6 protein-coding genes and 1 pseudogene are annotated in these 14,606 nt (G+C 46.5%); 3 read left to right on the forward strand and 4 right to left on the reverse strand.

Annotated features, from left to right (window positions below):
* Position 1 precedes the first annotated feature (1 nt).
* Both H8K55_RS04020 and H8K55_RS04025 read right to left on the reverse strand, forming a co-directional pair.
* Positions 2-2,395, reverse strand: coding sequence for a bifunctional salicylyl-CoA 5-hydroxylase/oxidoreductase (locus H8K55_RS04020; protein ID WP_186940772.1), 2,394 nt, complete (start codon positions 2,393-2,395; stop codon positions 2-4).
* A 144-nt stretch (positions 2,396-2,539) separates the two neighbouring features.
* Positions 2,540-4,180 (reverse strand): AMP-binding protein, encoded by a 1,641-nt coding sequence (locus H8K55_RS04025; RefSeq protein ID WP_186940774.1) that lies wholly within the window; start codon positions 4,178-4,180, stop codon positions 2,540-2,542.
* A 474-nt stretch (positions 4,181-4,654) separates the two neighbouring features.
* Here H8K55_RS04025 and H8K55_RS22265 point away from each other — a divergent pair.
* Positions 4,655-4,900, forward strand: a pseudogene (locus tag H8K55_RS22265) (PadR family transcriptional regulator); the annotation flags it as partial.
* Positions 4,901-5,259: 359 nt separating this feature from the next.
* Here the strand turns inward: H8K55_RS22265 and H8K55_RS04035 are convergent.
* Both H8K55_RS04035 and ilvD read right to left on the reverse strand, forming a co-directional pair.
* The gene (locus H8K55_RS04035) at positions 5,260-7,131 is read right to left on the reverse strand and encodes an alpha/beta fold hydrolase (RefSeq protein WP_186940775.1); all 1,872 of its coding nucleotides are present in this window, start codon (positions 7,129-7,131) and stop codon (positions 5,260-5,262) included.
* A 507-nt stretch (positions 7,132-7,638) separates the two neighbouring features.
* Positions 7,639-9,522 carry a dihydroxy-acid dehydratase gene (gene ilvD / locus H8K55_RS04040; RefSeq protein WP_186940777.1) on the reverse strand — a complete coding sequence of 628 codons (1,884 nt, stop codon included), beginning with the start codon at positions 9,520-9,522 and terminating at the stop codon, positions 7,639-7,641.
* A gap of 508 nt (positions 9,523-10,030) precedes the next feature.
* On the opposite strand from ilvD, the gene H8K55_RS04045 reads away from it, so the two are divergent.
* Positions 10,031-11,947, forward strand: a complete 1,917-nt coding sequence (locus tag H8K55_RS04045; RefSeq protein WP_186940778.1) for a hypothetical protein — start codon at positions 10,031-10,033, stop codon at positions 11,945-11,947.
* Between the two features lie 102 nt (positions 11,948-12,049).
* The gene (gene hypF / locus H8K55_RS04050; protein WP_222612351.1) at positions 12,050-14,518 is read left to right on the forward strand and encodes a carbamoyltransferase HypF; all 2,469 of its coding nucleotides are present in this window, start codon (positions 12,050-12,052) and stop codon (positions 14,516-14,518) included.
* The last annotated feature ends 88 nt before the right edge of the window (positions 14,519-14,606 follow it).

Here is a 14,606-nt window from a genome sequence, read left to right on the forward strand (position 1 = left end):
ATCAGCCTTCCAATAATTTTGCGGCGATTTCTTGCGGGCTCATACCTCGACTGGCCGCCGCAACTTGACGTTCACGTTCCAAATTGCGTTCTAACTGCAATTTGCCAGCGACATATTGTTGTGGCCAACTGATATCGGTAAATCCTAGCTTAGCGGCTTCATGCAAAGTCCAGGCGGGATCCGCCAGATGTGGCCTAGCAATCGCGCATAGATCCGCACGTCCGGCAGCGATGATGCTATTCGCGTGGTCTGCTTCAAAAATCGCGCCAACCGCAATCGTCGCAATTTGCACTTCATTGCGAATACGATCCGAAAACGGTGTTTGGAACATACGTCCGTATACTGGTTTCTCTTGCTTACTGACCTGACCCGAAGAACAATCGATCATATCCGCACCTGCTTCTTTAAACAGTCTTGCGATCTGCACCGCATCGTCAGGTGTGATGCCGCCTTCTACCCAATCGTGCGCGGAAATACGCACCGATATGGGCTTTTGCGCAGGCCAAACTGCACGTATAGCGGCAAACACGTCCAACGGGTAGCGACAGCGATTTTCCAAGCTGCCGCCATATTCGTCGCTACGCTGATTGGTCAATGGTGAAATAAAGCTAGACAAAAAATAGCCATGTGCGCAGTGCAGTTCCAGCCAATCAAAACCGGCCTGTTCAGCAGCCACTGTCGCAGCGACAAATTCATTGAGCACTTGCGTCATTTGCTCTTTGGTCGCCGCTTTAGCGACTTGCGAAACGCCTTGCAAATATTGTTGATCTGAAGCCGAAATCAAAGACCAATTACCCTCATCCAAAGGCTGATCGATGCCGTCCCAGGCACGCTTAGTTGATCCCTTGGCACCTGCATGACCTAGTTGCACAGCGATCTTGGCATCGCTATTCGCATGCACAAAATCGACAATACGTTTCCATGCTTGCGTATGTTCGGGCTGATATAAACCAGGGCAAGCCGGTGTGATTCTGCCCTCAGCTGAAACGCAAGTCATCTCCGCAAACACCAAACCTGCGCCACCCATCGCCCGACTACCGAGATGCACCAAATGGTAATCGCCCGCGACACCATTGACCGCAGAATATTGCGCCATCGGCGACACCACGATACGATTTTTTAAAACCACATCACGTAGTTTAAAAGGTGTGAACATCGGTGGGATGGCATGCGTTGTCAAAGGCATAGCAAGACCCGCTTGTGCAAATGCCTGCTCAGCAATCCAGACTTCAAAGCTACGCACATAGCCCGCATCACGCAGGCGTAAATTTTCATGCGATAGACGTTGGCTGCGGGTCAACATGGAGTAAGCAAATTGCGGTGCTTGCATCGCGGTATAGCGATTCACGTTTTCAAACCACTCCATAGAATTGCGCGCCGCGCTTTGTATTTTCATCACCTCAATTGCACGCACTTCTTGATAAGCGTCCATCACCGCTTGCATACCATGGCTACCGTGTTGCGCAAAACAATCAGCGAGTTCGATCGCATCTTCTAAGGCCAGCTTCGTTCCCGATCCTATAGAAAAATGCGCAGTATGGGCAGCATCACCCATCAAGACTACAGGTACGGCTTTGCCATTGAGTTGATTGTGATGCACCCACTGCTTACAAATAATGCGCGGAAATTTGATCCAACTCGCTGAGCCACGCAGATGACTGGCATTGCTCATCAAGGCATTACCGCCTAAATACTTGGCGAACAGTTTTTCACAAAATGCGATAGCTTCAGCTTGATCCATTTGATCTAGGCCCGCTTTCAACCACACTTCCTCAGGCGTCTCGACAATGAAAGTCGCCGTATCGCCGTCGTATTGATAGGCATGCGCCTGAAACCAGCCATGCTCGGTTTCTTCAAATGCAAAAGTAAATGCGGAGAAAAGTTTTTTAGTGCCGAGCCAGACAAAGCGGCATTTACGCGTGTCGATATCGGGTTGGTAAGTGCTTTCATAACGTGTGCGGATACGGCTATTTAATCCATCACTCGCGATGACTAAGTCAGCGTCATAGGTCTGCGCTAAAATCTGATCATCTTGCACATCGGTTTCAAACACCAACTCCACACCCAGCTGCTCACAACGCTCCTGCAAAATATTGAGTAAGCGTTTGCGACCGATACCGCAAAAACCATGACCACCCGAAGTGACTACCTGGCCTTTGAAATGCACGTCGATATCATCCCAGTGATTAAAGGCTTGCAGTATGGTTTTGGCAGTCGGTTCGTCCGCTTTCACCAAATTGCCCAAAGTCTGATCTGAAAACACCACACCCCAGCCAAAGGTATCGTAAGGGCGATTGCGTTCGACCACAACGATGCGATGCGCGGGGTTCTGCTTTTTCATCAGTAACGCAAAATAGAGACCAGCGGGACCACCGCCTATGCAAAGTATGTTCATGTATTTATAGATTCTTTTTTTGTGCAAACTTAGTTTCAACTTTGACCTCGTAGGGCGGGTGAAACCCGCGCTGTTCGGTCGTTCAATGTGCTGGCGGCGCGGGTTGCACCCGCCCTACAACTTAATAGGCCCTGCTCATTCGTATTAATTGGTCAGCTTTAACTTAAATCGCTGAACCTTGCCCGTCTCAGTACGTGGCAATGCGTCTTTGAATTCTATGCAACGCGGATATTTATACGGCGCGACATTCGCTTTTACAAATTGCTGAATATCACTAATCAGAGCTTCACTCGCCTTAGCATCACGCAGCTTCGTCGCATCACGTAAAACCACAAAGGCTTTCACGATCTGACCTCGCTCTTCATCTGGCAAACCCACGACCGCGCATTCAGCGACTTCAGGATGTTTCAGGATAATTTCTTCAACCTCGGGGCCCGCCACGTTGTAACCCGCCGTAATGATCATGTCATCGGTGCGGGCGCGATAATGGAAATAACCTTCGGCATCCATTTCATAGGCATCGCCAGTCAAATTCCAGCCATTCAAGACATAATTTTTTTGTCTGTCGTCCGCCAGATAGCGGCAACCAGTGGGACCTTTCACGGCTAGTCTACCGGTCACGCCGACTGCGGCGGGCTTGCCTTCATCGTCTAATACACAGGCCTGATATCCAGGTATGGCTTTTCCCGTCGCACCTGATCTCGCTTGATCTCCGGCAGCCGAAATAAAGATATGCAACATCTCAGTTGCACCTATGCCATCGATCATGATTAAGCCTGTTGCAGCTTGCCAAGCTTCGCGCGTTGCTGCGGGTAAGGTTTCGCCAGCCGACACCGTTTTCTGCAAAGATTTCAGTGAAAAATTCGGCACCATAGGCAGCATCTGACGATAAAAAGTCGGGGCAGTAAAACAAACCGTCGCCTGATATTCGTCGATAGATTTAAGTAAGGTTTCTGGCGTGAGTTTTTCTAATAAAACTGCGGTCGCACCTATCCGTAAAGGGAATAAAAGCAATCCGCCAAGACCAAAAGTAAACGCCAATGGTGGCGTCCCAATAAAAATATCACTCGCTTGCGATTGCAAAATCGAACGCGGGAAACAATCACAAATCGCCAATACATCACGATGAAAATGCATCGTGCCTTTTGGCATACCAGTCGTGCCCGAAGTAAAACTGATCAGGCAGACATCTTCAGCATGCGTATCGACGGCTGTGAAAGTCGTAGATTTAGACGACATCAATTGCTCGACCGAACCTGCAACATCTGCATTAAAAATCTTAAACTGCTGCAGTACAGGACTCAATTGCTGCGCAGCCTCTAACTCTTCCTGCAATGCTGCGGAACACAATGCCGCAGAGATCTGCGCCTTGTCGACAATCACGCTCAACTCTTTGGCGCGCAACAAAGGCATAGTGGGCACCGCCACACAGCCGACTTTCCACACGGCCAAAATGCACGCTGCCATCATGGGATTGTTCGCACCGCGCAATAACACGCGATTACCTGGAACCAACAGCATATCGTCGACCAAGACTTGCGCGATTTGATTCACCTTGGCACACAGTTCGGCGTAAGTCCAAGTTGCGCTAGCGCTACGTATCGCCACTTTGTCGGCAAACCCTTGTGCCGCGATGTCTTCTAAAAAAGCACTCGCACAATTTAAGCGTTCGGGATACTGCAACTCAGGTAAATCAAACACCAATTCTGGCCACTGCTCAGGCGGCGGCAAATGTGCAAATGCGAAAGTATCGACATGTGCAGACTGCGGAAAACGAATAGACATCAATAAGTCTCCATACGATGATTGGGTGCAGTTTTCGACTTATGTTCGATTTTTTATTTAGACTTTGCACCACGACGGATAAATACTTTAAACCTAAACTATTTAAAGGTAAAGTAAATAAAAGCAATCAAGCGCAGAGCAAGGTGGTCTGTTGCTAATAGCGTCGGCTTGCAACCGCAACTGCAATCTCAATCCCAACAATTTTATCGACGCAGGCCACCATTTATCGCTAGCCTTTCAAATGCACGCGCACAGGCACAAATTGCGTGATTAAGTTTTCCGCCACAGCAGTCTCTTGCTTAGTCGCTCCAAACTATGCAAAAAAAGCAACAACATAAAAATATTTGAATTACTGTGCAACACACAGTGCAGTGCACCACATGATTACTACAGATACTTTCGGAAAATTAGAGCTCGAGCTACGGCGCGTTGTAGTGGTGCTAGCCACACTTTTACAATTACGCACGCTACGGGTATGAGCTACGCCAGGCTTTGGCGGATAAAGATATAGCACTTGAGGAAGGTACCTTGTATCCCATTTTGCACCGCCCGGAGACGCAAGGTTTATTACAAAGGGAGTGGGAAATTGAGGATGGCCCGCCGCGGCCTTATTACTCGCTTAATGCGGATGGCAAAAATTACTCAAAAAACTATTGGACTGAAACTGCTAAATTCGTATACAGGTGTTCGGCAATAAACATTGCCACCAGAGAGAGATAGCAGAGAAAGATGTAATGGCGATGGGACTTTTCAAACGGCAGCACGATCAAGACAAATGAATGTACTTCAAGGAAAGTGAGTATAAGTGTGCAATTAAATCTAACATCCTTATAAGAAATTCCATCTACGATTACCGATTCGCTGCCATCAAAAACTAAGCGATATCAATTTTACTTTCTTCACAACACCTGTTCTTTACTGCCAATCAATAACATCTACAACCGATCAAAACAAGAACACAGTAAGTGACTCAGCACCAACGAGGTGTTACTGTTTTATATCAGTTAGAGTCTTGCATCCTCACCTTGTAGTGACGTCATAGCTCCTATCGTGGCGATGTTCATGCAAGACCCAAATCTTCATTGTCCTATATTTTCCTGTAAAAAATTTTCAACGCGCAGCCAAAAATCCAAGCGAGTACGCTCTAATTTCCAGCCATGGCCTTCCTCAGGATATTTTATCCATTCGACTTTGGTGTTATGTTTGCTGACCTCGGCATAAAATTGTTCACCATGCGCGATGGGAACGCGTCTATCGACGCCACCGTACGCCAACAAAAGGGGCTTTGTAATTTTCGCAGCCAAATTAACTGGCGAGGTATTTCGTAATTGTTCAGCATCTTTAATTGGATCGCCAATCATCGAGGGCATTCCGTAATTTTGCCATTCTGCAGAATAATCATTAGTCCAGCTTGATTCATACAGTAAAGGAATGTTTGTAACACCAACCCAATTCACCGCGCATTGAAATAATTCTGGATGATTCGCAATCCCCATCAAGCTCGCATAACCGCCATAACTGGCACCCGCAATACAAATGCGCTTGGGATCGGCGATGCCTTGAGCGATTGCCCATTTGGCGGCATCCGCCAAATCATCTTGCATGGATAGCCCCCATTGCTTCCAGCCAGCCTTAAAATGCTTGAAACCAAAGCCGGTACTACCGCGAAATTCTGGCTGCAATACTGCATAACCGCGCGATGCCAAAAACTGCACCTGCGCATCCCATTCCCATTTCGCCCCACGAATAAAAGGACCTCCATGCACCAAAACAACCATAGGTAGATTTTTGTTTTTATCACCTTTTGGCAAACTCAAGTAGGCAGGGATTTGGAGGCCGTCCCGTGCCGGGTAACGCACCATATCTTGGATAGCCATCGTTTTCGCATTAATCTTTGGATGGCTATGGCCAATTAGTTCAAGCTTGCCATCTTGTGTATCATAGATGGCATATATCTGCGGTTGAACATCCGAGTAAGAGCGCACCGCAACATATCTGCTCAGGCCATCTCTGGCAATACTCAGTTGATTGATCGTTGCGGGCAGCAACTCATCAATCTTCTTCTGCATGGCTAGCATATTTTCATCCAACCAATATGTGGAACGTGCGTCATTCAAATAGGAAACACCGAGTAATTTTTTACTGGTACGATCAAAAATCAAGTGGCCGCTAAAATCATATCCAGCAACTGAAACGATGGCTTGATCGTCCACCGCTTTGGTTTTCAAATCAAAACGATAGAGCGACGACGTATCTTGTGTTTTTCGTGCTACCACATACAAAGTGCCATCGGGCCCCAACTCTAATGGTGTAAATTTTCCACTGTACTTGTCACTTTCCGAAATCACTTCCCAACGATCATTTTGTTCATCGTAGTACATGATTTTCTCTTTACTGCCCTCTGAGATAACACTCACTTTGGGCTTGCCATCGTAATCAACCAGCCAGGAGCGAGAATCCCCCGGGCGACTCAAAAATTCGGCCTTGCCAGTGTTTGTATTTAGGCTAATCAGGTTCAATGCTCGCAAATCATTAATAGCAGCCCAAACCGGCTGTGCGACGAATATACTCTCGGAATTTAAACGTAAATCGACCGCATAAAAATAACTTTCAGCAGGCAAAATTCTCTTTTGAATCTTCGTGCCGGTAGTCATTCTGCCTCCCTGCAAGCGTTCAATCAAAGTTCGCAGTTCGCTGCCATCAACATTGACTGCAAACAAGCCGGGGTTATACCGAAGCTCACCCGTTGCAACCGTATTATCGGTAGTCTTAAAAACCAAACGCTTAGAATTTACCCAATGAAATTCGCTAATATCGACGTCACTAAAACCCGCCACAATTTTTGATTTCTTGGTATCTAAATCCATAGAGACCAGTTGTACCCGACCATTTTTCATCGCCGTCAACATTGCCAGCGATTTTCCATCTGGGGACAGTTCCACCCTATTCATACGAGGGTTCTCAAAGAACAACTCTAAAGGTAGGGGCTTAAGCTGTGCAAAAGTACTCGACGTCAAGACAAGAAACATCAGCACCAATATTATTCGATGTACATGAATAACAAGCTTTTTGGAAAAAATTGTGATCATAAAATCCTAAAATTGAATGTTTAGGACTTACGCAAAATCACAAGCTTTATTGGAAGGTCAAACTTTACAAACGTATGACTGCCTTCGCTGTCGGTTGTGCGTAAGTTCTGCTAAAAATTAAAATAAAACCTAAGTAGTAGATCGTTTTATTTTTTAACAATTATATCAAATGCACTTAGTAAATTGCCTCCTAGGATTAAATTAAGAACTCCACAGATTTATTCACTATGATCTTAAAACCATTGGAGTTTTCGAAATAGTCGAAAGCAATTAGAACACGACGCGTCAGCATGCAAAAAGCGGCATTCCTGTTTGCACAGAAATGCCGCCATAGAAAATCAACTTACACCAAGAAAAAGACGCGCCGAATTATCGACGCAGTTGCGTAATATCTCTCACAGCACCACGGTCCGCCGAAGTTGCCAATGCCGCATAGGCTTGCAGTGCCTGCGATACATAACGATCACGATCTACAGGTTGCCATGCTAATGCGCCTTTCGCTTCCATGGCAGCGCGACGGGCAGCTAAAGTCTCATCACTAATGTCCAAACGTATACTGCGATTTGGAATGTCGATCAAGATTTGATCACCCTCTTCCACCAGGCCAATCGCGCCACCTTCGGCAGCTTCAGGCGAAGCATGGCCAATCACCAAGCCGGACGAACCGCCGGAAAAACGACCATCGGTAAACAAAGCACAAGCCTTACCTAAACCCTTGGATTTTATGTACGAAGTTGGATATAACATCTCTTGCATACCGGGACCGCCTTTCGGCCCTTCGTAACGAATAATCACGACGTCGCCTTCATGCACGGTATCCCCCAAAATCGCAGCAACTGCATCATCCTGGCTTTCAAAGACACGCGCTTTACCACTGAAAGTCAAAATGCTTTCATCGACACCTGCCGTCTTCACGATGCAGCCTTTTTCTGCCAGATTTCCGTACAAAACCGCAAGACCACCATCTTTAGAATAAGCATGTTCGTAATCACGGATGCAGCCACTTGCACGATCTATATCGAGGCTATCGAAGCGTTTATCTTGTGAGAATGCGGTTTGCGTTGGTACGCCGCCAGGTGCGGCCATAAACATTTTTCTGACTGCTGCATCATCACTGACAGCAATATCATTGTGCGCGATCGCTTCGGCAAAAGTCGGTGCGTGGATGGTGGGACGTGTGGTGTCGAATAAATTAGCACGCGCCAATTCACCTAAAATCGCAATAATGCCGCCAGCGCGATGCACATCTTCAATATGGTATTTATCGGTCATCGGGGCGACCTTGCACAAGCACGGCACTTTGCGTGAAATGCGATCAATGTCTGCCATTTTGAAATCCACGCCAGCTTCATGCGCAGCAGCCAATAAATGCAAAACAGTATTGGTAGACCCACCCATCGACACATCGAGCGCCATTGCATTTTCGAAGGTCGCTTTATTCGCAATCGAGCGTGGCAAGATGGTGTAATCGTCTTGTTCGTAATGACGCTTGGCCAAATCCACAATCAAACGACCAGCGCGTAAAAACAAATCTTTACGATCAGCATGGGTCGCCAAAATTGTGCCATTACCTGGCAAGGCTAAACCTAAAGCTTCCATCAAACAATTCATCGAGTTTGCGGTGAACATACCGGAACATGAACCGCAAGTCGGGCAAGCCGAGCGTTCAATGCGACCAATTTCTTCATCACTGACTTTGCTATCACCTGCTTTAATCATGGCATCGACTAAGTCAATCTTCATGATCTTTTGCTCGCCCGTTTGCCCTGGTGATTTAGGATGCAAAGTTTCTAAAACCTTACCCGCCTCCATCGGACCACCAGACACAAACACGACAGGAATATTTAAACGCATCGCGGCCATCAACATGCCCGGCGTGATTTTGTCGCAGTTAGAAATACATACCATGGCATCAGCGCAATGGGCATTGACCATATATTCAACCGAATCAGCAATCAACTCACGCGATGGGAGTGAATACAACATGCCACCATGACCCATAGCAATACCGTCGTCCACCGCGATGGTATTGAACTCTTTGGCGACACCACCAGCCGCTTCAATTTCGCGTGCGACCATTTGTCCCAGATCTTTCAAATGCACATGACCAGGAACGAATTGTGTAAAGGAATTGACCACCGCCACAATCGGCTTTTCAAAATCACCGTCCTTCATACCAGTGGCACGCCATAGAGCGCGGGCACCCGCCATGTTGCGACCGTGAGTGGTGGTTCGGGAACGATAGACTGGCATAGGATTTCCTTATTGCAAAAAAAATAAATTCAAAATTAAAGACAAACAAGATGCAAAACATCTTTAGAGTGCAGCATGACGTTTAATATGTCAAATAGTTAAAAACATCAAAATTAAGTCGAAATACATATATATAGCCCGACAAAGTTGCCGAGAAAATGATTCATCAAAACAATTGGTCAAAAAATAATGTAAAAAAATCTCATCAACCAATATCAAAAATTAAATACTTACGTGTAATCAAACATGAATTAGACGTCAAAAATGCCAAAAGTCTGACAACAATCAGCCAACTACACTGAATGTCAACTTGGCACAAGACTTGCTATACATTTTTGCAAGCCATTCATTCTTTGACGCGAGTCAGGCAAATACAGGATGCACGGTGATCGCTTTAAGAATATTGGGATAGTGGGAAACCTGGTTTTCAGTCGACAAATGCAATTGCTCAAGCTACAGCAGCCACTGCACAAAAACTTCTGAATTTTTTAAAAAATGGAGGAATGCAATGAACCGCTTCAACATCAATGTACGACGTAATTTTGCTGTTTCAAAATATCAGGCGACAATATCAGCCGCCTTAGTCGCTTTCGTCACTTTTGCACCAAGCTTTACCACCTCAGCGCAGGCACAAACGGTACTGCCACAAGATGCGAAATCCTTATGCCCAGTCTCTGCGCCAAATTTCAAGACCTGGTTTGGCGGCAATGTCAGCTTAAATGGCGCAGTCAATCCAGCTAACAGCATCACGTTTCCAAATGGTGGTGACTGCGATTTTTATCTGTGGTCAGAACAAATGTTTTTGTGGCTAACTTCCCCTGCGCCAAGAAACTATGGCGGTGGTAGCTTCGTCTTCAACTCGCCAGTTTTCTACAATGTTTCTGGCGCGAACGCCGATGGCAAACGCACTTATACGCAAAACCAACCAAATGCAGCTTTACCTATATTAAATGTACGTGCTGCGCAAGCTGGTCCAAATGGATTACAACGCGTAGTCGACAAAAAAGGTCGTGCCTTTGAAATTTTGCCAGCCCCCTTAGCCAGCAATGGTAAATCGCTCGTGAAAAATAGTAGTGGCAAACAAGTTGAAGTTGAACGAATTGAAGCGGTCGCCGGTAAAAAACCGACTTTCTTTGATTCCAGCAATAAAAAAATCAGCTTACCGAGCGCACCTGTTTTAAATACAGAAATGGCCGTGCGAGTAGCGCCACAGTTGGCTAAGTTAGACAGCAAAGTCGCCAAAAACATGGTGCAAGCATTCCGCAATGGGAAAGGTAAGCCAGTATTTATCGATTCCAGCGGTAATGCGATTGAACCGACTCAAGGTCAAGCTGGCACGTCTGGCGTTCTGATTGGACAAAATCAATCATTGATCTATTACGCGACCATGGTGAATGATGTCTTTGCTTACTTCCAAACTGGAATTGGCAATGGCAGCATTCCTAATCCGAATAACATTAACCCACCTGGTCAATTCCCAACCGCATTGTTCCCAACGACGCAAGCAGAATTGGATCCTGTCATCGCTTACGCCGCCACTAAAGGTGTGACGTTCCCAGACAAAGAAGCACTGGCGATGGAAGTCAAAACTGCATGGATAGATACCGCAGGTATTGACGCTTTTGGTTTCAAGGCTGATGACTATGTCACGGCAAAAACCTCGGTACCAGAGTATGACAAAACTGACCCGATGCTATGGATACCAACTGGTAAAAGCAAAGCAGTCAATCTGGCTTTAGTCGGTATGCATGTGGTAGGTAGTGCTAAAGGTCATCCTGAAATGATCTGGGCAACTTTCGAACACATCACCAATGCGCCAAACGCGGCTTACACTTACACCAATAGCGCAAACAAGACCATCACAGTACCGCAAAATAGCGCAGGTAAATGGCTACTTGCAGCACCAAATGCAACGACCTATAACGTGCAAAAAGCTAAGTTCTGCGCTTCGCAAGACACCACCGATGACTGCCCTGCTGACAAGCAAAATTATATTGCTGCCATGGTCGCCAGTGGTATCGCCCCAAGCGATACCATGCGCTTAAAAGCATTTGGTTCCGGCTCTGACGCCACCAATGCGACACTAGAAAATACTGAAGTCATTTCCAGTAATAACAGTGTACGCAATCAATTGATCAAAGGTGACATCCGGGCTAACTACATCATGACTGGCGCAACCTGGACTATCGGTGGTTTGGTAGTGACATCGACCAATCAAGTTGGTACCAGCTTATTGGCAAACACGACCATGGAGACCTATGACCAAGGGATAGACAGCAAGAAGAGTAGCGGTCTCAATTGCTTCTCCTGCCATAGCAATGGCTCACAACCAACCGGGCAAAAATCGAATACCTCGGTCAGCCATATCTTTAGCAAGCTGATTCCTTTGTATCCAAAAACCACTAGCCCTGCGAAACCTAAGTAATCAGGCAAGCAAAAACGTTTTAGTACAAGGTCAGTACAAAGCTACAGACCTTGTACCGAGACGGCAGAAAGAAAACCCTCTAGCCAAGACTGGAACACCTCGATGTCTAGCCATGTGATGAACAAGGAAGTTCCGCGCATAACACAGCAAGAAATACGTGTTAAAGGCACAGTGCAAGGCGTAGGTTTTCGCCCCACGGTGTATAGACTTGCCTTGGAATGTCAGCTACATGGTGAAGTCAGTAATGACTGCGATGGCGTGTTAATCCGCCTATCTGGCATGGATGTCAAAATCAAAGAATTTTTAAATAGGCTCAACACCGAGGCGCCACCACTGGCGAAGATAGAATCCATTACGCATGCCGTAATTGAACATGCCTGGGATTATCGAGATTTTAGTATCCGCGCCTCCACACATAGTGCAGGTCGCACCGACATCGCAGCCGACGCGGCCTCCTGCGCACAGTGCCTTCTAGAGATCAATGATCCCAACAATCGCCGCTATCTCTATCCATTTACCAATTGCACGCATTGCGGCCCACGGCTTTCCATTGTCAATGCGATTCCTTATGATCGCTGCCATACCAGCATGCATGATTTCAAATTATGTGCTGCATGTGAAGCAGAATATCGTAATCCCTTAGATCGTCGCTTTCATGCGCAGCCTACCGCTTGTCATGCATGTGGACCACGAATATTCTTATCACCAAGTTCGCTTCCAACTCATATTGATCCTATTCAAAGAACTCAATCAATATTAGATGTTATTCAGCAAGCCTTAGTCGATGGAAAGATCGTCGCAATTAAAGGTTTAGGCGGCTTTCACCTGTGCTGCGATGCCAGCAATCATGCCAGCGTAGAACAACTCAGACAGCGTAAACATCGTTATGCCAAACCATTGGCTTTGATGACGCATGATACCGCCGCGATACGTGCCTACTGTCAAATATCAGAACAAGAAGAACAATATCTACGCAGCCCAGCAGCACCTATTGTCTTACTCAATCGTCAGGCACAAGTTGATGTCAATTTTCCTGTTTTATCGACGGCGATTGCACCAGGAAGCCATTTAATTGGTTTTATGTTGGCATATACACCTTTGCACCATTTAATCTGCCAACGTTTCGGCAAAGCGCTAGTCATGACCAGCGCCAATCTATCTGGTGAGCCACAAATCACAGACGATGAAGAAGCATTAGAGAAATTAGCGAAGACAAGCTCAAATAAAGCTGCGATTGCTGATCTGGTGCTCTACCACGACCGCCCTATCGCTAATCGTATCGACGATTCCGTTGTGCGTTGCCATACATTTGGCGTGCAAGTGCTAAGGCGCGCACGCGGCTATGCACCGCGTTCGATTGCCTTACATAACAGCTTTCAAAATGCGGATAGAATTCTCGCTTACGGCGCAGAGTTGAAATCTACTTTCTGCCTGATTAAACAAGGCGGCGCCATACTCTCGCAACATCAGGGAGATCTGGAAGATGTCAAAACCTGTGACGACTACGAGAAAAATCTCGCATTATTCAAAATCCTATTTGAATTTTCGCCCACGCATCTCGCCTGCGATTTACATCCTGAATACATCTCCAGCAAGCTCGCTCACGCCGAAGCACATTCCAAAAATTTACATCTACTCGGCATACAACATCATCACGCGCATATTGCCAGTGCGATGGCAGAAAACGGCTTGTCACGCACGCATCCCAAAGTCTTGGGTATTGCTTTTGATGGGCTCGGATATGGTGATAATGGTGAGCTCTGGGGTGGTGAATTTTTACTGGCCGATTTTTGTGAATCACACAGAGTAGCGCGTTTGCAGCCTGTCGCCCTACCTGGTGCAGCACAGGCCATGTTACAACCGTGGCGTAATACTTATGCACAGATACGTAATAGCATGTCGTGGACAGAGTTCCGCGAGCGTTATGGCACTACCAAGATCGCGCAATTTTTTGAGCAGCAATCGCTAGCAACTGTAGATCGCATGTTACAAGCGCAAGTCAATTGCCCCTTAGCCAGCTCTGCTGGACGCTTGTTTGATGCAGTCGCGGCCGCACTAGATATTCATCCCGACAAAGTACAGTTTGAAGGACAGGCGGCAATCACCTTAGAAAGCTTGGTCGATCAAAATTACCTTACGCAATTACTGCGCGTTGATTCCACAGAACGATGCTATCAATTTGAAATTCAGAGCGATCCAACTACGCAATTGTACAAACTCAAATATGAACTAAGTGCGGCACCTATGTGGCCAAGCTTATTGGACGACCTGAATCAACAACATAGCCAAACACAAATCGCCACCCGCTTTCACGCGGCACTAATTCAAGCGGTGCTTAAGACAGTCGATTTATTACGCACACAATACCCATTCAATGATGTGGTGTTGTCTGGCGGCTGTATGCAAAACGAAGTTTTATCCAACGCCTTACAAAACGCCATACAAGAACGTGGACTAGCTTGCATTACACATCATCTGGTGCCTGCTAATGACGGCGGTATTGCACTCGGACAAGCTGTTATTGCTGCAGCCAGAACTATTAAAAAAATCGACATTGGTCATAATGAATGAGCATCATGAATAAGTATAACAAAACACCCCTCAACGCCGAGACGCTGAGGCGCAGAGGTAATGCAACAGCAGAGAAAATCTTGGCTTG

Origin of the sequence: Affinundibacterium flavidum, from assembly GCF_014284175.1 — a bacterium.
GTDB lineage: Bacteria > Pseudomonadota > Gammaproteobacteria > Burkholderiales > Burkholderiaceae_D > Undibacterium > Undibacterium flavidum.